The sequence below is a fragment of the Streptomyces aurantiacus JA 4570 genome (assembly GCF_000414115.1).
GTDB classification, from domain to species: domain Bacteria; phylum Actinomycetota; class Actinomycetes; order Streptomycetales; family Streptomycetaceae; genus Streptomyces; species Streptomyces aurantiacus_A.
Genome location: NZ_AOPZ01000380.1, coordinates 1 through 22623, shown reverse-complemented (window position 1 = coordinate 22623; position 22623 = coordinate 1). Strand labels below are relative to the sequence as shown.

The 22623-nt window shown below is 70.8% G+C and carries 19 protein-coding genes and 1 pseudogene; 12 read left to right on the top strand and 8 right to left on the bottom strand.

Features of this window, described 5'->3' with window-relative positions; all coding sequences use genetic code 11:
- Positions 1–18: 18 nt before the first annotated feature.
- A complete protein-coding gene (locus STRAU_RS31340; protein WP_016644433.1) occupies positions 19–1350 on the bottom strand; it encodes an Nramp family divalent metal transporter in 1332 nt (443 codons plus the stop codon).
- A gap of 226 nt (positions 1351–1576) precedes the next feature.
- Between STRAU_RS31340 and STRAU_RS31335 the strand changes: the two genes are divergently transcribed.
- The 3 genes from STRAU_RS31335 (at position 1577) to STRAU_RS31325 (ending at position 4237) form a co-directional block, all read left to right on the top strand.
- Positions 1577–2935, top strand: coding sequence for a M14 family metallopeptidase (locus STRAU_RS31335; protein WP_037663125.1), 1359 nt, complete (start codon positions 1577–1579; stop codon positions 2933–2935).
- A gap of 214 nt (positions 2936–3149) precedes the next feature.
- Positions 3150–3440 carry a hypothetical protein gene (locus STRAU_RS31330; RefSeq protein ID WP_037663124.1) on the top strand — a complete coding sequence of 97 codons (291 nt, stop codon included), beginning with the start codon at positions 3150–3152 and terminating at the stop codon, positions 3438–3440.
- A gap of 137 nt (positions 3441–3577) precedes the next feature.
- Positions 3578–4237: a dihydrofolate reductase family protein gene (locus tag STRAU_RS31325; protein WP_016644430.1), complete on the top strand. Its 660-nt coding sequence runs from the start codon at positions 3578–3580 to the stop codon at positions 4235–4237.
- 18 nt (positions 4238–4255) lie between these two features.
- On the opposite strand, the gene STRAU_RS31320 is transcribed toward STRAU_RS31325, so the two are convergent.
- The gene (locus STRAU_RS31320) at positions 4256–4849 is read right to left on the bottom strand and encodes a hypothetical protein (RefSeq protein WP_158692170.1); all 594 of its coding nucleotides are present in this window, start codon (positions 4847–4849) and stop codon (positions 4256–4258) included.
- A 331-nt stretch (positions 4850–5180) separates the two neighbouring features.
- Between STRAU_RS31320 and STRAU_RS31315 the strand changes: the two are divergent.
- A pseudogene (locus STRAU_RS31315) lies at positions 5181–6177 on the top strand (RNA-guided endonuclease InsQ/TnpB family protein).
- Positions 6178–6234: 57 nt separating this feature from the next.
- Here STRAU_RS31315 and STRAU_RS31310 read toward each other — a convergent pair.
- The 4 genes from STRAU_RS31310 to STRAU_RS31295 form a co-directional block, all read right to left on the bottom strand.
- On the bottom strand, positions 6235–7728 hold the full coding sequence (locus STRAU_RS31310; protein ID WP_016644427.1) for a GntP family permease: 1494 nt from the start codon (positions 7726–7728) through the stop codon (positions 6235–6237).
- 155 nt (positions 7729–7883) lie between these two features.
- Complete coding sequence (locus STRAU_RS31305; protein WP_016644426.1) at positions 7884–8294, bottom strand: RidA family protein; 411 nt, start codon at positions 8292–8294, stop codon at positions 7884–7886.
- 25 nt (positions 8295–8319) lie between these two features.
- Positions 8320–9084: an IclR family transcriptional regulator gene (locus STRAU_RS31300; RefSeq protein WP_016644425.1), complete on the bottom strand. Its 765-nt coding sequence runs from the start codon at positions 9082–9084 to the stop codon at positions 8320–8322.
- Complete coding sequence (locus STRAU_RS31295) at positions 9081–10175, bottom strand: sugar kinase (RefSeq protein ID WP_016644424.1); 1095 nt, start codon at positions 10173–10175, stop codon at positions 9081–9083. Before STRAU_RS31295 ends, STRAU_RS31300 begins: the two co-directional genes overlap by 4 nt.
- Positions 10176–10342: 167 nt before the next feature.
- Between STRAU_RS31295 and STRAU_RS31290 the strand changes: the two genes are divergently transcribed.
- Both STRAU_RS31290 and STRAU_RS31285 read left to right on the top strand, forming a co-directional pair.
- Positions 10343–11665, top strand: a complete 1323-nt coding sequence (locus STRAU_RS31290) for an alanine racemase (protein ID WP_016644423.1) — start codon at positions 10343–10345, stop codon at positions 11663–11665.
- A gap of 143 nt (positions 11666–11808) precedes the next feature.
- Entirely contained in the window at positions 11809–13419 is a 1611-nt protein-coding gene (locus STRAU_RS31285; protein ID WP_016644421.1) for an N-acyl-D-amino-acid deacylase family protein, read from the top strand.
- A 16-nt stretch (positions 13420–13435) separates the two neighbouring features.
- Here the strand turns inward: STRAU_RS31285 and STRAU_RS31280 are convergent, their stop codons facing one another.
- The gene (locus STRAU_RS31280) at positions 13436–14311 is read right to left on the bottom strand and encodes a S1 family peptidase (protein WP_016644420.1); all 876 of its coding nucleotides are present in this window, start codon (positions 14309–14311) and stop codon (positions 13436–13438) included.
- A 236-nt stretch (positions 14312–14547) separates the two neighbouring features.
- On the opposite strand from STRAU_RS31280, the gene STRAU_RS31275 reads away from it, so the two are divergent.
- Both STRAU_RS31275 and STRAU_RS31270 read left to right on the top strand, forming a co-directional pair.
- On the top strand, positions 14548–15759 hold the full coding sequence (locus tag STRAU_RS31275; protein WP_016644419.1) for a pyridoxal phosphate-dependent aminotransferase: 1212 nt from the start codon (positions 14548–14550) through the stop codon (positions 15757–15759).
- Positions 15760–15848: 89 nt separating this feature from the next.
- Positions 15849–16259, top strand: coding sequence for an SCO4983 family protein (locus STRAU_RS31270; protein WP_016644418.1), 411 nt, complete (start codon positions 15849–15851; stop codon positions 16257–16259).
- Positions 16260–16443: 184 nt separating this feature from the next.
- On the opposite strand, the gene STRAU_RS31265 is transcribed toward STRAU_RS31270, so the two are convergent.
- On the bottom strand, positions 16444–18303 hold the full coding sequence (locus tag STRAU_RS31265; RefSeq protein ID WP_037663119.1) for a phosphoenolpyruvate carboxykinase (GTP): 1860 nt from the start codon (positions 18301–18303) through the stop codon (positions 16444–16446).
- 294 nt (positions 18304–18597) lie between these two features.
- Here STRAU_RS31265 and trhA point away from each other — a divergent pair, with 294 nt between their 5' ends.
- The 4 genes from trhA to STRAU_RS31245 all read left to right on the top strand — a co-directional run bounded on the left by trhA (position 18598) and on the right by STRAU_RS31245 (position 22595).
- On the top strand, positions 18598–19332 hold the full coding sequence (gene trhA, locus STRAU_RS31260) for a PAQR family membrane homeostasis protein TrhA (RefSeq protein ID WP_037663134.1): 735 nt from the start codon (positions 18598–18600) through the stop codon (positions 19330–19332).
- A 237-nt stretch (positions 19333–19569) separates the two neighbouring features.
- Positions 19570–21126, top strand: a complete 1557-nt coding sequence (locus STRAU_RS31255; RefSeq protein WP_016644415.1) for an MFS transporter — start codon at positions 19570–19572, stop codon at positions 21124–21126.
- Positions 21127–21130: 4 nt separating this feature from the next.
- Complete coding sequence (locus tag STRAU_RS31250) at positions 21131–21811, top strand: TetR/AcrR family transcriptional regulator (RefSeq protein ID WP_016644414.1); 681 nt, start codon at positions 21131–21133, stop codon at positions 21809–21811.
- Between the two features lie 40 nt (positions 21812–21851).
- Positions 21852–22595 carry a Mut7-C RNAse domain-containing protein gene (locus STRAU_RS31245; RefSeq protein WP_016644413.1) on the top strand — a complete coding sequence of 248 codons (744 nt, stop codon included), beginning with the start codon at positions 21852–21854 and terminating at the stop codon, positions 22593–22595.
- Positions 22596–22623 lie beyond the last annotated feature (28 nt).

The window sequence follows — 22623 nt, the reverse complement described above, 5'->3', positions numbered from 1 at the left end:
CAACGGCCGCCCGTAGCGCTAGAAGAAGCTGCCCCAGTCCTGGTCCGCGATCTGCTTGACGCACAGGATCAGGAACAGCAGGCCCGCGACCGCCAGCATGCCGTTGCTCAGCCAGCCGTTGCGCCACTCGGCCGGAGTGCGCGAGGAGTTGAGGAGCCAGATCAGGGTCAGGGCGAGGAACGGCATGAAGGCGGCGCCCAGCACTCCGTAGATGATGATCAGGCGGAACGGCTGGCCCTCGAAGAGCAGGATCATGGGCGGGAACGTGAGCCACAGCAGGTACGCGCGGAACGGCACCGACTTCTCGCGGGCGCCGGAGGCGACCTCCTCGCCGGTCAGGGCGGTGCTGGCGGCGCCCGCCTTCGCCTTCCGGTAGCGCTCCACGAAGTCCGCGAACATCAGGCTCACGCCGTGCCAGACGCCGATCAGGGACGTGAAGGAGGTGGCGAAGAAGCCGATCAGGAACAGCTTGGCGGTGGCGTTCCCGTACTCCTTCTCCAGGATGTCGGAGAGCTGCACGAGGCCCTTGTCGCCGCTGGCGATCGCGACGTTCGAGGAGTGCAGCATCTCGGCGCCGACGAAGAGCATCGCCACGACGAACACGCCGGTCGTGATGTACGCGACGCGGTTGTCGAGGCGCATCACCTTCATCCAGCCCGAGTTCGTCCAGCCCTTGGCGTTGACCCAGTAACCGTACGCCGCGAGCGTGATGGTGCCGCCGACGCCGCCGATCAGGCCGAGCGTGTTGAGGATCGAGTCCTTCTCGTCCGGTACGACGGGCAGCAGGCCCGCGAAGGCGTCGGCGAGGTTCGGGGTGACGCGGATCGCCAGGTAGACGGTGACGACGAACATGACGCCGACCAGGATCGTCATGACCTTCTCGAACACGTCGTACTTGTTGAACCAGACGAAGGCCAGGCCGACGAGCCCGGTGAGGATCGCCCACCACTTGAGGTCCATGACGTCCGGGAACAGCGCCTGCAGCGGCAGCCCCGACGACGACATCGCGGCCGCGCCGTACACGAAGCCCCAGATCACGACGTACACGACGAAGAACCACGTCGTCCAGCGGCCGAGGCTCGACCAGCCGTCGAACAGGGTGCGGCCCGTCGACAGATGCCAGCGGCCGGCCGCCTCCGCGAGGGAGATCTTCACGACGCAGCCGATGACGGCGGCCCACAGCAGCGTGTATCCGAAGTTGCTGCCCGCGATGAGCGTGGCGACGAGGTCGCCCGCACCGACGCCGGTCGCGGCGACGACGATGCCGGGACCGATGTACTTCCAACTGGACTTGCGGGGCGCCGCGGCGTCGTCCCCGGCTGTGCTGGGTCCACCTTTGGTTTCGGCCATGCGATCAAGAAAGCGCAAAGACCCCTGGTGCACAAGGGGTGCGTAGGCACGTGCGCAGGGACGCGCGGATGAGGGGCCAGGGACGGCTCAAAGGAGCCATTGACCGGAGCATGCCATGCCGCGACCATGGGGCCGCACGGCCTGCCCACCCGGCACCCGTGCACCCGAGTCACCCGCACCTCACATGCGTCGCAGTGCACCACCCCCCACCCCCACAGGAGCATTCATGCGACTTCGCATCCGCGGAAAGAGATCAGCGGCCCTCGCGGCCGTGCTCGCGCTCGCGGTCGCGGCGCCCATCAGCGCCACCGCGTCCGACTCCTCGTCGCCCTCGGCCAAGAAGGCCGCACAGCGGGCGGCGGCCGCCACCGCGGCCGACGAGGACGTCCGCCAGTACTCCATACCGGGTCCCTCGACCCCCGCCGCGCGCACGGCGGTCGCCGCCACCGGCGTGTCCATCGACGAGGCCGACGACCACGCGGTCGTCGTCACGGCGGACGCCGCCCAGGCCAAGAAGCTGCGCGCGCTCGGCTACACGCTGAAGGTGCTGCCCGCGCCGCCGGCCCGCACCGACGGCAAGCGCGCCGAGGTGCGGGACTTCCCGCCCGCCGACTCCCGCTACCACAACTACGCGGAGATGACCGCGGAGATCGACCAGCGGCTCCAGCAGTACCCGGGCCTGATGAGCAAGCGCGTGATCGGCAAGTCGTACCAGGGCCGCGACATCGTCGCCATCAAGATCAGCGACAACGTCGGCACGGACGAGGCCGAGCCCGAGGTCCTCTTCACCCACCACCAGCACGCCCGTGAGCACCTGACGGTGGAGATGGCCCTGTATCTGCTGCGCGAGCTGGGCTCCGGCTACGCGGCCGACGCCCGCATCAAGAAGATGCTCGACTCGCGCGAGATCTGGATCGTGCCGGACATGAACCCCGACGGCGGCGAGTACGACATCGCCACCGGCTCCTACCGGAGCTGGCGCAAGAACCGCCAGCCCAACTCCGGTTCGGCCAACGTCGGCACCGACATGAACCGCAACTGGGCCTTCAAGTGGGGCTGCTGCGGCGGTTCCTCCGGCTCCACGGGCTCCGAGACCTACCGCGGCACGCGGGCCGAGTCGGCCCCCGAGGTCAAGGTCGTCGCGGACTTCGTACGCAGCCGGGTCGTCGGCGGCAAGCAGCAGATCAAGGCCGCGATCGACTTCCACACGTACAGCGAGCTGATCCTGTGGCCGTACGGCTACACCTACGCCGACACCGCTCCCGGCCTCACCCAGGACGACCGCGACGCCCACGCCACCGTCGGCCGGAAGATGGCCGCGAGCAACGGCTACACCCCCGAGCAGGCCAGCGACCTCTACATCACCGACGGCTCCATCGACGACTGGCTGTGGGGCGACCAGAAGATCTTCAGCTACACCTTCGAGATGTACCCGCGCTCCGGCGGCGGCGGTTTCTACCCGCCCGACGAGGTCATCGAACGCGAGACGTCCCGCAACAAGGACGCGGTGCTGCAGTTGCTGGAGAACTCGGACTGCATGTATCGGTCCATCGGGAAGGAGCAGCAGTACTGCTCCGGTAGCTGACGGTGGTTGACGGCAGCCAGGGCTACACGGCACGGCGAGGGGTGTCTTCTTGACGGCCTCTCGCCGTGTCGAGCCGAATCAGCCGAAGCGCGGTGATCACTCACAGGGGGTGAATCCGGGCGTCCGGCGCATATCCGTGCAGGCAGAGCGCAGTCTCTCCGCGAATGAACCGACGAGCGGACCGCCCGCTCACCGGGTGGAGAGGAAGCCCTCTGTGGCCACTGTGAATTCGATCGTCTCGAAGTTCGACCTGTCCGACCTGACCGAGCCGACCGACCTGACCGACCTGACCGGCTCGATGGCGACCCATCTGCCGCCGCGTTCCTCGCGGCGCACCACTGCCTTCGCCGTCGGCGGGGTTCTGACCGGCGCCCTGCTGGCCCTGGCAGCGTGCGCCGTCAAGGTGGCCAATGCCAACCACCTCGTCCACGAAAGGCGTTGCGGCGACGTCCGTATCTCTCGTGCGCTGGAGCGCCTCCGCGACGTCCTCCCACGCCGCCGCTGAGCGGCACCCGGCAGGAGTCGGGGTATCCGGCAAGCCGGACGCCGGTTACCCCGACTCCGTGGCGATGAGTTTCTCCCGCCCGGAGAGTCTCACCACCGTTGTCGCCAATCCAGGTGTCGCCAACCCAGGAGGAACACGTGGCTCAGCAGCTACTGAGGGTCCAGAACTTCAACGTCTCCAGTGACGGGATCGGGGCCGGTGAGGACCAGACCCTTGAGCACCCGTTCGGCCACGCCATCGATCCCGGGAAGCTGTTCGCCTGGGCGGGTGCCACCGCGAGCTGGCCCATGCGTACGGACCCTGGCGGGAGCCGTGGCCTCGACGACTACCTCACGCGGGATTACGACCGCAACATCGGCGCCGAGATCATGGGCCGCAACAAGTTCGGGCCCCTGCGCGGGCCTTGGAACGACCATGAGTGGCGCGGCTGGTGGGGGGACGAGCCCCCGTTCCGGACCCCGGTGTTCGTCCTGACGCACCACAAGCGTCCTTCGTTCACGCTGTCCGACACCACGTTCCACTTCGTGGACGGCGACCCGGCCGCCGTCCTGGCGCAGGCGCGGGAGGCGGCTCAGGGCAAGGACGTCCGGCTCGGCGGCGGGGTCACCACCATCCGGGAGTTCCTCGACGCCGACCTCGTCGACACCATGCACGTGGCGGTCTCGCCGGTGAAGCTCGGGGCCGGACTGCGACTCTGGGAGTCCCCCGACGAACTGCTCGACCGGTTCCATCTCGACGTCGTGCCCAGCCCGAGCGGCGTGACACACCATCTGTTCTGGCGGAAGTGTCGTCCGTGAAGGCGGAGTTCGACCTGTCTAGCCCGACGCGGCGCGGACCTGGGTGGCCGGCGGCATCCCGGCCCCCGTCTCCGGGCGGTCCCCGGCCAGCAGCCAGCCGCCGGAGTCCGTGCGCTCGAAGGTGAGGGTGTGGGACAGCGCGTACTCCTCGGTCGGGGCGTCGGCCTGGTCGGCCGGGGGGAGGAGGTCGGTGTCCTCCATGACCTCGAGGGTGACGGTGTCGCCCCGCCTCGTCGCCGCCCGCGCGACGGTGTCGACCTGCGCGCGCCCGTAGCCGCCGTCGACGCGCTGGAGTTGGCGGCCGCTCTCGGCGAGTTTGCCGAGGTCGTGGGCGGTTCGGCGGGCGAAGGCGGGTGTCAGGTGCGCGGGTGGCGGCAGCGGGCCGGTGTCGCGGGCCACCGCGGTCACCGCGTCGGCCCGGCGCTGGAGGTACGCGTCGGCGATCGCCGTCAGCCGCGCCGTCTCCGCCCGCGGGAGGCGGTCCCCGCCGTCGGCCCCGCCCCCGGAGCACGCCGCGAGCAGCGGCGCGCACAGCAGGGCGGCAGCCGCTCCCAGCACCCACCCGCCCGGCGAACTCCACAGCCGTCGCCTCAGTTGCCGCCCCCGCGCCATGAAACCCCTCCCCCGGTCCCCCAATACGCCCACTGTATGCGGCAGTTAGGGCACCCGACCCGACAGCCGGGCTCCCCATCGGCGTACGTACGAGGACGAGGCCCCTCTACCATGATTCATTCGCAGTGCTCCGGCCTTCAGGCCGGAGGTGAAGCGAATCTCGTGACCGTGCCGCGGAGCGGCACGGAAACAGGAGGCCGCAGGCGCGGAGCGGCTGTACTCGCGTCCCGGCGAAGACGGAGAACGCTCCCGGTCCGTCGGGGGCCGGGATGAGGCAGGGAACACATGTTCCCTGTTCCCGCGTGTGTGCCCTGTTCGTACGATCAGCGGCATGCAGCTCCGGTACGCGTTTCGCCTGTACCCGGAGCCCGGCCAAGCCCGTGCGCTGGCGCGGGCGTTCGGGTGCGCCCGCGTCGTCTACAACGACGCCGTGCGCGCCCGCCGTGACGCCCACGCCGAGAACCTTCCCTACCCCTCGCTTGGCCTGCTCTCCCGAGCGCTGGTCACCGAGGCGAAGAAGCGCCCGGAACGAGCGTGGCTCGCGGAGGTCTCCTCCGTGGTGCTCCAGCAGTCCTTGCGTGACGTTGAGTCGGCGTACCGCAATCTCTTCGCCTCGCTCAAGGGCGACCGCAAGGGAGCGAAGACCGGACACGCAGCGCATGCCCGCCACCGACCAGAGCACCGGCATCGACCTCGGCCTCACCCACTTCGCCGTCCTGTCCGACGGCACGAAGATCGACTCACCGCGGTTCCTGCGCCGCGCGGAGAAGAAGCTCAAGAAGGCCCAGCAGGACCTGTCCCGCAAGCAGAAGAGATCCAAGAACCGCGAGAAGGCCCGCCGGAGGGTGGCGCGCACCCACGCCCAAGTGGCCGACGCCCGCCGCGAGTTCCTCCACCGGTTGTCCACAAAGCTGATGCGCGAGAACCAAGCGATCGCAGTGGAAGACCTGACGGTGAGCGGACTCGCCCGCACCAGGCTGGCGAAATCGGTGCACGACGCGGGCTGGGGCTCATTCCTCGCGATGCTCGACTACAAAGCCCGCCGGTACGGGCGCACCCTGATCACGATCGGCCGATTCGAGCCGACCAGCCAGATCTGCTCCGTCTGCGGGCACCACGACGGGCCCAAACCCCTGCACATCCGGGAGTGGACCTGCCCCGCCTGCGGCACCGTCCACGACCGCGACACCAACGCCGCTCGTAACGTCAAAATGGCCGCCGGACTGGCGGTATCAGCCTGCGGAGCGCCGGTAGGACCAGAACCCGTTCTGGCACAGCGCGAAGAAACAGGAAGCCACGGAACCCCCACCGGTGACCGTGCCGCGTAGCGGCACAGCAACCGGCAGGGACGGCCAAAATCCCCACCCCTCAGGGTGCGGAGCAAGTCAAACGAACAGGCTCACCACCGCCGCCACCGCGAACCCCGCCACCGAGAGGACCGACTCCAGGACCGTCCAGGTCTTGAGGGTGTCGCGTTCCGAGATGCCGAAGTACTTCGCGACCATCCAGAAGCCGCCGTCGTTGACGTGCGAGGCGAAGATGGAGCCCGCGGAGATGGCCATGATGACCAGGGCCGTGAAGGCGTTGGAGTAGTCGCCCTCGGCGAGGAGGGGGGCGACGATGCCCGCGGTCGTGACGATCGCGACCGTCGCCGAGCCCTGGGCCACGCGCAGGACGACGGAGATCAGATAGGCCAGGACGATGATGGGCAGGCCGACGTCGTGGAAGGTGTCGGAGAGGGCCTGGGCGACACCGCTGCCCTTGAGGACCGCGCCGAAGATACCGCCCGCGCCGACCACCAGGAGGATGTTGCCGACCGGCTTCAGGGATGAGGTCGACACCGTTTCCAGGGACTTGCGGGACCAGCCGCGGCGGATGCCGAGCAGGTAGTACGCCATCATCAGGGCGATCGTCAGGGCGACGAAGGGGTTGCCGAAGAACTCGATGACCGAGCGGGCGGTGGACGGGTCGAAGGCGATGGAGGAGAACGTCGCCAGGAGGATCAGGACCAGCGGCGTGCCGATGATGAGGAAGACGGTCGCGAGCGGGACCGGCTTCTCCTGGGGCTCACGGCCCGCCGCCCGCTGCTCGGCGGCCACCGCCGCCTTCGCCTCCGCCGCCGCCTCGACCATGTCCTGCGGCACGGCCACGAAGATGCGCTTGCCGATCCACGCCGAGAAGACCCAGGCGGCGAGGACGGCCGGGGCGCCGCAGACGATGCCCATGAGGATGACCCAGCCGAGGTCGACCTTCAGCAGGCCCGCCGCCGCCACCGGTCCGGGGTGCGGGGGCAGGAACGCGTGGGTCATCGACAGGCCCGCGAGCAGCGGCAGGCAGTAGAGCAGGATCGACTTGCCGCTGCGCTTGGCGGCGGCGTACACGATGGGCGCGAGGACGAAGATGCCCACGTCGAAGAAGACCGGGATGCCGAAGATCAGGCCCGTCAGGCCCATGGCCAGGGGGGCGCGCTTCTCGCCGAAGAGGCCGAGCAGGCGCGAGGCCAGGACTTCCGCGCCGCCGGACACTTCGAGGATCGCGCCGAGCATCGTGCCGAGGCCGATGATGATCGCCACATGGCCGAGGATGCCGCCCATGCCGGACTCGATGAGCGAGACGGCGTCCGACTTCTGGACGGTGCCGAAGAGTTCGGTGACCGACAGGCCGGCCGCCAGGCCGACGGCTATGGAGACCGCGAGGAGCGCGACGAACGGCTGCAGCCTGACTTTGATGATCAGGAAGAGGAGAAGGAGGATGCCGAGGGCCGCGACGGTCAGCAGGCCCGCCGTGCCGTCGATCAGGGCCATCAGGCCGCCGGTGTGGGGCGGGACCTCTGGTGGTGGGGCGGTGGCCGCGAGCATCGCGGAGGGGGACGGGGACATCGTTGACCTCGTACTCGTACTCGTACGTGTAAGTGCATGGGGCTTTCTGAGCAGGGGGGATCGCGGCGCGGCGGCCCGGGGGGTGTCGGGCGCCGCGCCGTGACGACGTGCGGCTTGCGTGCGGGGGTGGGGCGGCAATCAGCCGCGTACGACCGTCAGCCGAGTACGGCCAGCGCGTCGATCTCGATGAGCAGGCCCTTGGGCAGGCCGACGTACACCGTGGTGCGGGCGGACGCCGGGGCCTTGAGGCCCTGCTCCTCGAAGTACTGGTTGTAGATCTCGTTCATCTCCGCGAAGTGGTCCACCTCAGTGAGGTAGACGCGCATCATCATCACGTCGTCCCAGGTGGCGCCGCCCTCTTCGAGGATCGCCTTGACGTTGGCGAAGGTCTGCAGGGTCTGCTCGCGCAGGGTGGGGCCCGCCGGGGTCGGCGCCTTGCCCTCCTCGGCGGGCAGGAAGCCGACCTGGCCCGCGACCTGGAGGATGTTGCCCTTCTTGACGCCGTGCGAGAACTTCGCGGGCGGGGCGGTGTGCGTGGCGGGGGTGATGGCGGTCTTCTCGCTCATGAGCTTGCCTTCTCGGTAGGGGTGTTCACAGGGCGTTCCGGGCGTCCGGTACGGCGCCCGAGTACTCCCTGCTGATGGCCTCCGCCGTGCGCCGCACCAGCGGAAGGAGTCTGAGGAGTTCCTCGGCCGTGACGACGACGTTCGGCGCGGACACCGACATGGCCGCGACGACCCGGCCGTCCGCGCCCCGGATGGGCGCGCCGACGCAGTTGATGGACTCCTCGTGGCCGCCGAGGTCGGTGGCCCAGCCCTGTTCGCGCACCAGCGCCAGTTCCTTGAGGAAGGCGGCGGCGTTGGGTGTCGAACGGGACGTGTACGCGGGATAGTCGAGCTTCTCCGCGACGGCGCGCCGCTCGGCCTCGGGGAAGTCGGCGAGCAGCAGCTTGGCGACGGCGGCGACGGTGATCGCGACGGGCTTGCCGATGCGCGAGTACATCCGTACCGGGTAGCGGCTCTCGACCTTGTCGATGTAGAGGACTTCCTGCTCCTCGTACACCGCGAGGTGGACGGTGTGCCCGCACTTCTCGTTGAGCGCGAGGAGGTGGGGGTGCGCGATCTCGCGTACGTCGAGGTTCTCGACGGCTTCCTGCGCGAGGGCGAAGAGCCGGGCGCCCAGGCGGTAGCGCTGGTCGGACTGGCGGAAGACCAGGCCGTGTTCGTGCAGGGTGCGCAGCAGGCGCAGGGCCGTGGACTTGTGGACGCCGAGGCGGTCGGCGACCTGGCCGAGGTCGGCGGGGCCCTCGGCGAGCAGCGGCAGGATGGACAGGGCTCGGTCGACGGTCTGGCTCATGACGTACGTACCTCCTCGGAGGCCGCGGCTGTGGTCCGGGCAGGGTGGTCGGCCGTCCAGCCGGGGCCGAGCCGCAGTCTCTCCCAGGCGGGGGCGTCCAGGGCGGCGAGCGCGTCGGCGTGGTCGCGGGAGGGCGGCGTCGCGAGGTCGCCGGGGACGGTGAGGGCGGCGGCGGCCATGAGGTGGCCGTGCCGGAGGCGGCGCTCGGCGGACAGGCCGCGCAGGGTCGCGGAGAGGAACCCGGCGGCGAAGGCGTCGCCGGCCCCGACGGGCGCGACGACGTCGACGCGCAGGGCCGGCACGAAGGTGATGGTGTCGCGGCCGGTGGCGTGGTCGGCGGCGAAGACCGTGGCGCCGTGCGCGCCCTGCTTGACGACGAGCACGGCGGGCTCGGGCAGCGCCGCGCGCAGGGCGGCCGGGCCGCCGGTGACGCCCCAGGCGGTCGCGGCCTCGTCCTCGCCGACGAAGACGAGGTCGGCGCCGCGCGCGAGATCGAGCAGCACCTCGGCGCCGTCGCCGTCGCCGTCCCGCCACAGTCGCGGCCGGTGGTTGACGTCGAAGGAGACCAGCGAGCGGCGGCCGGGCTTGCGGTCGCACAGGTCGCGGACGAGGGCGAGGCAGTCGGCGGAGAGGGCGGGCGTGATGCCGGAGAGGTGCAGCAGCCGCCCCGACCACAGGGCGTCGGGCGGCATGGTCGCGGGCGACATCGCGGAGGCGGCGGAGCCCGCGCGGTAGTAGACGACCTCGTGGGCGTCGGTTTCGCGGTCGTCGGCGGTGCGGAAGTAGATGCCGGTGGGGCGGTGCGGGTCGCGGCCGACGGCGGAGGTGTCCACGCCGTACCGCCCGATCGCCTCGACCAGGTGGTCCCCGAACCCGTCGGCGCCGACGCGGCTGACCCAGCGGGTGCGGTGCCCCGCGGCGGCCAGGGCGCAGGCGACGTTGGACTCGGCGCCGCCGATGCCGCGCTCGAAGGACGGCACGTCGGCGAGCCGGCCCGGGCGCGACGGCAGGAAGGTCACCATGGACTCGCCGAGCGCCACCACGTCGGTGTCCAGGGAGTTCGCGTCTCCGCCGCCGCCTGCTCGGGTCACGTCGGTGTCAGCCTCTCGCTCGCTTCTCTCGCGCTCCGGATCCGTTGACCCGGCGTTGGCTCGGATGTTAGACAGCAGTAAGCGACATACGCAATGAACGTTGCATATTCTGCAACGCGCTCGTTGGAGGGCGTTGCGCCGGGACCGAACAGCCGAGGAGGCGCCTCATGGCCGCCGAGAAGCCCGCCCCCGCCGACCGCCGCACGAGCGCCCTCGCGCGGCTGGCCGACGAGCGGATCGACCACCGCTTCAAGGCGCTCCCGCCGGACGCCGCCGGCCTGACGGTCGGTGAGCTGGCCGCCGAGCGCCGCAACCTGTTCACCGGCGGCTTCACCACGCCCGTCCTCGCCCTGTCCGCCGAGCGCCTGGAGCACAACCTCGCGCTCATGGAGGAGTACGCGACCCGCCACTCCCTCGCCTTCGCGCCGCACGGCAAGACGTCGATGGCGCCCCAGCTCTTCGAGCGGCAGCTCGCGCACGGCGCGTGGGGCATCACCCTCGCGGTCCCCCACCAGGTGCGCGTGGCGCGGGAGTTCGGCATCGAGCGGATCTTCCTCGCCAATGAGGTCGTCGACGCGGCGGCGCTGCGCTGGCTCGCCGCCGAGCTCGACTCCGACCCCGGGTTCCGCTTCATCTGCTACGTCGACTCGGTACGCGGCGTGGAACTGATGGACGCGGCCCTCCGCTCGGCGGGCGCGCGCCGCCCCGTCGACGTGGTCGTCGAACTCGCCGCCGGTGACGGCGCCCGCACCGGCGCCCGCACCGAGGCCGACTGCGCGGCCGTCGCCGACGCGGTCGCCGCCGTGGGGACGCTGCGGCTCGTCGGGGTCGCCGGGTACGAGGGCGAGGTGCCGGACGCCACGCCCGAGCGGGTGCACGCGTGGCTGCGGCGGCTCACCGCGCTCGCCGCGGAGTTCGACGCGGCGGGGCGGTTCAAGTCCGGCGCCGTTCCCGGTGCCGTCGACGAGATCGTGGTCAGCGCGGGCGGCTCCGCGTGGTTCGACGCGGTGGCCGACGAGTTCGCCGCCCTGCCTCAACTGTCGCTTCCCGTGCTGAAGTTGCTCCGTTCCGGTGCGTACGTCTCGCACGACGACGGGCACTACAAGGCGCTCACGCCCTTCAACCGCGTGCCCGAGGAGGGGGCCCTGCATCCCGCCTTCCGGCTGTGGGCGCAGGTCGTGTCCCGGCCCACGCCCGAGCAGGCGTTCGTCAACGCCGGGAAGCGGGACGCGGCGTACGACCTCCACCTGCCGGCGGCGCAGGTTGTCCGTCGGGCCGACGGGACGGAGGTGGCTGCCGAGGGGGTCGACGTGACCGGGCTCTCCGATCAGCATGGGTGGCTGCGGGTCGCCTCGGGCGCCGAGGTGGAGGTCGGGGACTGGGTGGGGCTCGGGCTCTCCCATCCCTGTACGTCCTTCGACAAGTGGCAGTTGATCCCTCTCGTCGAGGCGGACGGGACGGTCACGGATTACGTCCGCACGTATTTCTGACCGCTTGCGCGACACCCCAACCCCGCCCCTTCCCGTAACCAGGGGGCTCCGCCCCGGTCTGGGGGCAGAGCCCCCAGTTTCGGGAAGGGGTGGGGTTGGGGAGCCCCCGGCAGGGCCCCACCCGCACCCCAGAGAGGCACCCCATGGACCTGCTCATCCGCGGCGCCCGCGTCATCGACGGCACGGGCGACGCCTCGTACAGAGCCGACGTAGGCATAACAGGCGGCCGCGTCGCCGAGATCCGGCGGGAGGGCGAGGGCCCCCGGCCGACGGGCGCGAGGACGATCGAGGCGGACGGCCTCGCCCTGGCGCCGGGCTTCATCGACATGCACGCCCACAGCGACCTCGCACTGCTCCGCGACCCGGACCACAGCGCGAAGGCGGCCCAGGGCGTCACCCTGGAAGTCATCGGCCAGGACGGCCTGTCGTACGCCCCGGTGGACGACCGCACCCTCGCCGAGGTCCGCCGGGCCATCACGGGCTGGAACGGCGACGGGAGCGACATCGACTTCGACTGGCGCACCGTCGGCGAGTACCTGGACCGCCTGGACCGGGCGCACGGCGGCCGCGGCATCGCGGTGAACGCGGCCTACCTGATCCCGCAGGGCACGGTCCGGATGTACGCGGTGGGCTGGGACGACCGCGAGGCGACGCCGGCCGAGCTGGAGCGGATGAAGCGGCTCGTGGCCGAGGGCATGGAGCAGGGCGCGGTCGGCATGTCGTCGGGGCTGACGTACACGCCGGGCATGTACGCCAAGGACGCCGAACTCACCGAGCTGTGCCGGGTGGTGGCGGCGTACGACGGCTACTACTGCCCCCACCACCGCAGTTACGGCGCCGGCGCGCTGGCGGCGTACGAGGAGATGGTGGAGCTGACGCGCTCCGCGAACTGCCCCCTCCATCTCGCCCACGCCACCATGAACTTCGGCGTGAACAAGGGCAGGGCACCCGACCTGCTCGCGCTGCTCGACGACGCGCTGGCCGCCGGGGCCGACATCACCCTCGACACGTACCCGTACACGCCCGGCTGCACGACGCTCGTGGCGATGCTGCCGAGCTGGGCGAGCGAGGGCGGGCCCGACGCGATTCTGTCCCGTCTCCAGGACGACGGGACGGCCGCGCGGATCCGGCACCACATGGAGGTCGTCGGCGCGGACGGATGCCACGGCGTGCCGATCGAGTGGGACACGATCGAGATCTCCGGCGTCTCCGACCCCGGGCTCGCCTCCTGCGTGGGCAAGACGATCCAGCAGTCGGCCGACATGCGCGGCGAGGAGCCGTGGGTGACGGCACGGCGGCTGCTGATCAACGACCGGCTCGGCTCGACGATCCTGCAGCACGTCGGCCACGAGGAGAACGTGCGGGCGATCATGCGGCACCGCGTCCACACCGGCGGCAGCGACGGCATCCTCCAGGGCTTCAAGCCGCATCCGCGGGCGTACGGCACCTTCCCGCAGTATCTGGGCAAGTACGTACGGGAGTTGGGGGTGCTGTCCCTGGAGGAGTGCGTCGCGCACCTCACCTCGCGGCCCGCGGCCCGGCTGCGGCTGCCCGACCGCGGCCTCGTCCGCGAGGGCTACCGCGCCGACCTCGTCCTCTTCGACCCGGACACGGTCGCGGCGGGCTCGTCCTTCGAGGCACCGCGCACGCTCCCGGTCGGCATCCCGCACGTCCTCGTCGACGGGAAGCCGGTGATCGAGGACGGCCGGCGCACGGACGTCCTCGCGGGACGCGCCGTGCGCCGGACCGCCTGAGCCACCGGGGGGTGGGTCAGGGCTTGGGCAGCGTGCAGCCCGGACGGTTCAGGTCGATCTTGTTGCCCGCGCCGACGCACGGGACGATGGTGTAGGTCTGCTGGCCGTAGTTGATGCCCTGGCGGACGGTCACCTTGCCGTTCTCGTCCACCTCGCACGGGTTGTTGTCGGTGCAGCGCCCGCCGTCCTCATTGCCGGTGTTGTTGACGGCGACGACCTTGCCGGTCGCGTCGTCGATCACCGGCGAGCCGGACGTGCCGCCGATCGTCTGGCACGCGGAGGTGTAGCGGACCGAGTCCTTCCAGGTCCAGCGGCCTTCCTTCAGCCGGTACGCGAAGCCGTCGATGTTGCACTTGTACATCCGCTTCCAGTAGCCGGACGCGACCGTGATGGCCTTGCCCTGCGCCGGGCGCGCGGAGTCGAGTTCGAGGGCCTTGATGCCGTACCGGCTCTCGATGTCCTTGTACGTGCTGGTCAGCTGGTAGAGCGAGACGTCCGTGTCGGTCATCGTGCCGTACGCGATCTTGCTGGCACGCACGGTGCCCGCGTTGCCGCCGCTCGCGTTCAGGAGCGTGAAGCTGCGGGTGGACGCGCGGTCGACGATGACCTGTCCTGGCGCCGGGAAGCCGGTCTCCAGGCAGTGCCCGTTGGACATCACGAGCGCGGGGTCGGTCGGCTGCGAGGACGGTACGCGGACGACGGAGCCGGAACAGTTGCTGAGCGCCACGGTCCCGGCGAAGGTCACGGCCTTGGCCTTCGCCTTGGCCGCGGGCTGCACGGCCGCCGTCTGCTTGTCGGGCGCGGGCGCGTCACTGCTCACGGCCGCCGCGGGCACGCTCGCCGCGCCGATGAGTACGGCGGCGAGCGCGGCTCCGACGAGAGGCTTGTTCATGTGGGGGTCCCCTCTGGATGACTAAGTAACCGAAGGTCCTTCGGTTTTGTCATGCGCATTGTTGGGGCAGTCGGGCACCACCACAAGACCGCGTACAGCCAAGTCCCACCCGAGGGATGTACGGCAAGGGGCGCGGGGAACTGCGCGACCAGCCCAGAACAACCCGCACCCGCCTACCGGCCGAAGTGACCGAGCTCTCCCCGCGAAAGGCGCCCCCGCCCGAGTACGCTCGGGGGATGCAGGTGATCCAGTCGACCAAGCTCGCCAACGTCTGTTACGAGATCCGGGGCCCGGTCCTCGAGGAGGCGATGCGGCTGGAGGCCGCAGGCCACCGCATCCTCAAGCTCAACACCGGCAACCCCGCAGCCTTCGGCTTCGAGTGCCCGCCGGAGATCCTGGAGGACATCCTCCGCAACGTCGGCGACGCGCACGGGTACGGCGACGCGAAGGGCCTGCTCGCGGCGCGCCGCGCGGTCGTGATGCACAACCAGACGCTCGGCATCGAGACCGACGTCGAGCACGTCTTCATCGGCAACGGCGTCTCCGAGCTGATCGTGATGGCCATGCAGGGCCTGCTCGACGACGGCGACGAGGTGCTCGTACCCGCGCCGGACTACCCGCTGTGGACCGCCGCGGTCTCCCTCTCCGGCGGCACCGCCGTGCACTACCGCTGCGACGAGCAGGCGGACTGGATGCCGGACCTCGCCGACATCGAGCGCAAGATCACCGACCGCACCAAGGCGCTCGTGATCATCAACCCGAACAACCCGACCGGCGCGGTGTACGACGAGGCGATGGTCCGCGCCCTGACCGACATCGCCCGCCGCCACAACCTCCTGGTCTGCTCGGACGAGATCTACGACAAGATCCTGTACGACGGCGCGACGCACACGCCGACCGCCGCCGTCGCCCCGGACCTGCTCACGCTCACCTTCAACGGCATGTCGAAGGCGTATCGCGTGGCCGGTTACCGCGTCGGCTGGATGTCCGTCTCCGGGCCGAAGGCGCACGCCGCCTCGTACATCGAGGGCCTGACGATCCTGGCGAACATGCGCCTGTGCGCGAACATGCCGGGACAGCACGGCGTCGTCGCCGCGCTCACCGGGCGGCAGACCATCGGCGACCTGGTCCTGCCGGGCGGGCGGCTGCTCGAACAGCGCGACGCGGCGTACGACCTGCTGACTCAGATCCCCGGCGTGACCTGCGTCAAGCCCAAGGGCTCGCTGTATCTCTTCCCGCGCCTCGACCCGAAGGTCTTCAAGGTCAAGGACGACCGGCAGCTGGTCCTCGACCTGCTCCGCGCCGAGAAGATCATGGTGGTCCACGGCACGGGCTTCAACTGGCCGGAGCCCGACCACTTCCGGATCGTGACGCTGCCGACGGCGTCGGATCTGACGGAGGCGGTCACCCGGATCGGAACGTTCCTGGACGGCTACAGCCAGCCGTAGGTCTCCGCGGTCTCCGCCAAGGCTTCAGTCAACTTTAGACAGAATCTAATGTAGGATGGCTTTCAAGCAACCCGCTTGGAGGCCATCCCATGTACGAGCCGATCCGCACCAAGTCGGTCCATGCCCTGGCCGACCCGGGCGACTTCCCGCACCGCTCCCGCGAGGAGGAGCTGGACATCCAGCTCGCCGGTCACCTCGCCGCGTTGCTCGCCGTGACCGACGAGCTGCGTGCCCTGTCCGCCGAGCCCGGTCTGGACGCGGCCGCCGAACAGCTTGCCGCGCAGGTGGCGCGGCTGCGCGGGGGGCTGCCGCCGGTCCGCGCCTCGGTCGCCACCGCCATCCACGAGCCGCATGTGGCCGCGCTGCATCAGCGCGCGCATGCCCTGGCGGGGCGGGCGCTGGTGGTGGCCGCGTCCCGCGCGGACACCGGCGCGGCGATTCTGGCGGCCCGCCGCATGGAGGCCCATGCGGAGGCCGCCCACTTGGTTCCCGCCGCCTAGCCCTATGGGGGCTGCGCCCCCTCTCCCCCCTTTTCGGCCCTGCCCTCCGGGCCTCGTCCTCAAACGCCGGACGGGCTGATACCTCGCCGGACTGTTCCGGTAGGTAGTAAGGGCGGGCGGGTGGGAAAAAACCGCGCCGCAGGCGCGGTGTCCCCCCACCGCGCCGCAGCGGAGAATCGAAGGCTCAGCCCAGGCGGGCGACCAGCGCGCGGTATTCGTCCCACAGCTCCTTCGGGGTGTGGTCCCCGAAGGTGTTGAGGTGCTCGGGCACGAGCGCAGCCTCCTCGCGCCAGACCTCCTTGTCGACCGTGAGCAGGAACTCCAGGTCGGCGGCGGGCAGTTCGAGGCCGTCGGTGTCGAGGGACTCCGGCGTCGGGAGGACGCCGATCGGGGTCTCGACGCCGTCCGCACGGCCGTCGAGGCGGTCCACGATCCACTTCAGGACGCGGCTGTTCTCACCGAAGCCGGGCCAGACGAACTTCCCGGCCTCGTTCTTCCGGAACCAGTTCACGTAGTAGATCTTCGGCAGCTTCGCGGCATCCTTGTCCGCGCCGACCTTCACCCAATGGGCCATGTAGTCGCCCATGTTGTAGCCGCAGAACGGCAGCATCGCGAACGGGTCGCGGCGCAGCTCGCCGACCTTGCCCTCGGCCGCGGCGGTCTTCTCGGAGGCGACGTTCGCGCCGAGGAAGACGCCGTGGTTCCAGTCGAAGGACTCGGTGACCAGCGGCACGGCGGAGGCGCGGCGGCCGCCGAAGAGGATCGCCGAGATCGGCACGCCCTTGGGGTCCTCCCACTCGGGCGCGATGATCGGGCACTGGGAGGCGGGGACCGTGAAGCGGGCGTTCGGGTGGGCGGCCGGGGTCTCCGAGTCCGGCGTCCAGTCGTTGCCCTTCCAGTCCGTGAGGTGCTTGGGCTGCTCCTCGGTCATGCCCTCCCACCAGATGTCGTTGTCGTCGGTGAGGGCGACGTTGGTGAAGACCGAGTTGCCCCAGAGCGTCTTCATCGCGTTGGCGTTGGTGTGCTCGCCGGTGCCGGGCGCGACGCCGAAGAAGCCCGCCTCGGGGTTGATCGCGTAGAGGCGGCCGTCCTCGCCGAACCGCATCCAGGCGATGTCGTCGCCGATGGTCTCGACGGTCCAGCCGGAGATCGTGGGCTCCAGCATGGCGAGGTTCGTCTTGCCGCAGGCCGACGGGAAGGCGGCGGCGACGTACTTGGACTCACCGGTGGGCGGGGTGAGCTTCAGGATCAGCATGTGCTCGGCGAGCCAGCCCTCGTCGCGCGCCATGACGGACGCGATGCGCAGGGCGTAGCACTTCTTGCCGAGCAGGGCGTTGCCGCCGTAGCCCGAGCCGTACGACCAGATCTCGCGGGACTCCGGGAAGTGCGAGATGTACTTCGTGGAGTTGCAGGGCCAGGGGACGTCCGCCTGGCCCGGCTCCAGCGGGGCGCCCAGGGTGTGCACGGCCTTCACGAAGAAGCCGTCGGAGCCGAGCTCGTCCAGGACCGGCTGACCCATGCGGGTCATGGTGCGCATGGACACGGCGACGTACGCGGAGTCGGTGATCTCGACGCCGATCGCGGACAGCGGCGAGCCGAGCGGGCCCATGCAGAACGGCACGACGTACATGGTGCGGCCGCGCATGGAGCCCCGGAAGATCCCGCCCCGGCCGTCTTCACCGCCCTCACCGGTGAAGATCTTCCGCATCTCGGCGGGGGCCTTCCAGTGGTTGGTGGGCCCGGCGTCCGCCTCCTTCTCGGAGCAGATGAACGTGCGGTCCTCGACGCGCGCGACGTCGGTCGGGTCGGAGGCCGCGTAGTAGGAGTTGGGCCGCTTGATCGGGTCCAGCTTCTTGAAGGTGCCCTTGGCCACGAGCTCCTCGCACAGGCGCTCGTACTCGGCCTCGGAGCCGTCACACCAGACCACCCGGTCCGGCTGCGTCAGTTCGGCGATCTCGTTCACCCAGGAGACGAGCTCCTGGTGGTCGGTGGGGACGGTGCCCACGGACGTCGCTGACAGGGGAGCCGCGATATCGCGCGCCACGATTGCTCCTATACGAGGGTTTTTGTGGTTGGGGCCCCGTGGGGGCTGCGACCCGGACGCTTCACTGCTTCGAACTCTTTGGCGCTCATCCGGTGCCGACCGCACTCATTTGATCATCCGACGCGTTTGCGCATCTGTCCAGAGTGCCTCACACCTGAGCGGCGTGAGCATTGCCACTCGCTGTTCCCGCATCCGGGCGCGCTCACACCCGTGACCGTGAGGCTCGCCACTTGTAGCCTTCTGGTACGTCGGCCTTGATACCTAACTTACGGTTCCGTAGGTACGATGCCGGTCATGACCGCACCCGTCCCCGACGCGATCGTGAACTCCTCCGCAGGCGTCCCGGATCCGGCCGCGGCCGGCGCGTCCGGACCCGCGCCCCTGCCCGCGCTTCCCGCGAAGCCCAAGCTGCGCGGCTGGCTGCACGCCGGCATGTTCCCGGCGGTGCTGATCTCGGGCGTGTTCCTCACCGCCCTCGCGGACTCCACGCGCGGCCGCATAGCCTGCGGGATCTACGTCCTCACGGCCTGCCTGCTGTTCGGCGTGAGCGCGCTCTACCACCGCGGCGACTGGAGTCCACGCGCGGACGGGGTGCTGCGCAGACTCGACCACGCCAACATCTTCCTGATCATCGCGGGCACGTACACCCCGCTGACCCTGCTGCTCCTCCCCGACGCCAAGGGCCAGTGGCTGATGTGGGGCATCTGGGCGGCCGCCGCGGCGGGCATAGTCTTCCGCGTCTTCTGGGTCGGCGCCCCCCGCTGGCTCTACACCCCCTGCTATCTCGCGATGGGCTGGGCGGCCGTCTTCTTCCTGCCCGACTTCCTGCGCACGGGCGGCCTCGCGGTCCTCGTCCTGGTCATCGTCGGCGGCCTCCTCTACAGCGCGGGCGGCGTGGTGTACGGCTTCAAGCGCCCCAACCCCTCCCCCCGCTGGTTCGGCTTCCACGAGGTCTTCCACTCCTTCACACTCGCGGCGTTCGCGGTGCATTACGTGGGGATCTCCCTGGTCGCGTACCAACACGGCTGACGCCCCCAGGGGGGGCGGTTTCACTCACGGTTTCCTCCGGGGCCGCGGCGTACGCCGCGGCCCCCTTTTTTGTTGGCGGCGGAACGCGCGCCCCGAAGGGGCGCGGGGCTGTGACATCGGCGGCTCCGCCGCGGGGCGCGACCAGCCCAGAACAACCCGCACCCGCCGAACAACAGGACCAATCGAGCTCTAAGGCGATATTGACAGCGAGCACCTTTTGAGAGCTACTCTCAATTCATGCCCACTGTCACCTCGCCGGACGGCGCACGGCAGGACCCCCGCCGCTGGCTGGCGCTCGGCGCCCTCGTCGCGACCATGCTCGTGCTCGGCTTCGACATGACGATCCTCAACGTGGCGCTGCCGACGATGGCCGACCAGCTGGGCGCGAGCACGGGTGAGCAGCAGTGGATGGCCGACGCGTACGTGGTGGTGTTCGCGGCGCTGATGCTTCCCGCGGGGCTGCTCGGGGACCGGTTCGGGCGGCGCCGGATGCTGATCACCGGGCTCGGGATCTTCCTCGTCGGCTCGCTGATCGGGACGCTCGTCGGCTCCGTGGCGCTGGTCGTCGTGGCGCGCGCCGTGATGGGCCTGGGCGGCGCGCTCGTGATGCCGCTCGCGATGGCCGTGCTGCCCGCGCTGTTCGGTCCCGGCGAGCGCACCAAGGCGGTCGGCATCGTCACGGCGGCCTCCGCGCTGGGCCTGCCCCTCGGGCCGATCGTCGGCGGCTTCCTGCTCGACCACTTCTGGTGGGGCTCGATCTTCCTCATCAACGTCCCGATGGTCGCCCTCGGCATCACCGCGTGCGCCCTGCTGCTGCCCGAGACCACCGACCCGTCCGCGCCGAAGGTCGACGCCCTCTCCACCGCGCTCGTCGCGTCCGGCCTCGCCGCGCTCGTCTACGGGATCATCGAGGCCCCCGGCCGTGGCTGGTCCGACCCCCTGGTGCTCGGCGCCGAAGCCTCGGCCGTCGTCCTGATCGGGGCGCTCGTACTGCGCGAGCGCCGCGTCGCGCGGCCCATGCTCGACCTGTCGCTCCTCGCGCACCGCGGCTTCCTGCTGAACACGCTCGCGGCGACGCTCGTGATGTTCGTGCTCGCCGGCCTGATGTTCGTGCTGCCGCCCTACCTCCAGGCGGTCCTCGGCAACGACGCCCTCGGCACCGGCCTCCGGCTGCTGCCGATGATGGGCGGGCTCGTCGTCGCGGGCAGGGCCACCGAGCCGCTCGTACGCCGCTTCGGCTCGCCCGCCGTGATCAGCGCGGGCCTGACGGTCCTCGCCTTCGCCGCGATCCTCGGCAGCCGCACGACCGCCGGGTCCGGCTTCGGCTTCACGGCGCTGTGGCTCTCGATCGCGGGGCTCGGCTTCGGCTTCGGGACCGTGCCTGCCATGGACGCGGCGCTGGGAACGCTGCCGGTGGACCGGGCCGGTTCGGGTTCCGGGCTGATCATGACGGTACGTCAGGTGGGTGCCGCGGTCGGCATCGCGCTGCTCGGCTCGCTGCTGTCCGGCCTCTACACCGACCGGCTCGACACCGGCGGGCTGCCGGACCCCGCGGCCGGCGCGGCGGGGGATTCGGTGGTGGCCGCGCACATGGTGGCCGAGCGCACCGACGCGCCCGGCCTGGTGGCGTCCGCGAACTCCGCGTACGTACACGGGATGGACGTCGTCCTTCTGGTCAGCGGCATCGCGGCACTGGTGGCCGCGCTGCTCGTGGCCGCGCTCCTGCCGCGCGCCGTGCGCGACGCGGCGACCGGCACCGGCATGGCCCCCGCCCCCACGGATGTCCGACAATGACGCCATGACGGCCGCACGCACCAAGACCCCCGAGCCCTCCGCCGCCCCAGACTCCCGGGCCACCTCCCCGGCGGCCCCGGCGCCCGGTCCGGCCGGCACCGCAGGGATGGGGCTGCGGGAACGCAAGAAGCTGAAGACGCGGATCGCGATCCGGGACGCGACGTACCGGCTGATCCGCGAGCAGGGGTACGAGGCGACGACGGTCGAGCAGATCGCGGAGGCGGCGGAGGTCTCGCCGTCCACCGTGTTCCGGTACTTCCCGACCAAGGAGGACATCGTCCTCACCGACGAGTACGACCCGCTCCTGGAGGAGGACCTGCGCGCGCGGCCCGCCGACGAGCCGATCGTGGAGTCCCTGCGGCAGGTGCTGCGCCGGGCCGTCCGCCTCGGCCCCGCGGAGGAGCCGGAGATCTCGCGGCTGCGCACCAAGCTGATGGTCGAGGTGCCCGCGGTGCGCTCGCGGATGCTGGAGAGCATGTCCGTCACCGGCCGCATGCTGTGCCGCGTCATCGCCGAACGCACCGGCCGTGACGCCGGCGACCTGGAGGTCAGGGCGTTCTCCATGGGACTGATCGGCGCCCTCACGGAGGTGTCGGCGTACTGGGCCGAGCACGACCACCAGGACGACCTGGGCGATTTGGTGGACCGCACGCTGGACATGCTGTCGACCGGATTCAGGGCCTGACCGGGCCCGTCGAGGGGCGCTGCCCTCATATCCTGGCCGCATGAACGGTCCGGAGATCCTCGTCGACTTCGCCCCCGGCCTCGCGCTCTTCGTCTCGCACCAGCGCCGGAAGGGGCCCACCACGGCGGTCACCGACGGCGCGTCCACGCTCGGACACGTCGTCGAGTCCCTCGGCGTGCCGCTCACGGAGGTCGGCGCGCTCGTCGTGGACGGACGCGAGGTGCCGGCCGCGCATGTGCCCGCCGCCGGGCAGCGGGTCGAGGTGCGGGCCGTGCCCCGGCCGCAGCGGGTGCGGCCCGACGAGGCCCCCGAGGAGCCGCTGCGCTTCCTCCTCGACGTCCATCTGGGCACGCTGGCGCGGCGGTTGCGGCTGCTCGGCGTCGACACGGCGTACGAGAGCACGGACCTGGGCGACCCCGTGCTCGCCGCGAAGTCCGCCGCCGAACGGCGGGTGCTGCTCAGCCGGGACCGGGGGCTGCTGCGGCGGCGCGAGCTCTGGGCGGGCGCGTACGTCTACAGCGACCGGCCCGACGAGCAGCTCAGCGACGTCCTGGAGCGGTTCGCGCCGCCGCTGCGGCCGTGGACGCGGTGCACCGCCTGCAACGGCGCCCTGCGGGCGGCCCGCAAGGAGGACGTGGCCGAGCGGCTCGAAGGCGGGACCCGGGGGACGTATGACGTGTTCGCGGAGTGCGGGGCCTGCGGCCGCGTGTACTGGCGGGGCGCCCACCACGAACGGCTGCAGTCCATCGTGCGGGCCGCTGTGGCGGGCGCCGAATCGCGCTGACGCGCTCATCCTCAATCGCCGGACGGGC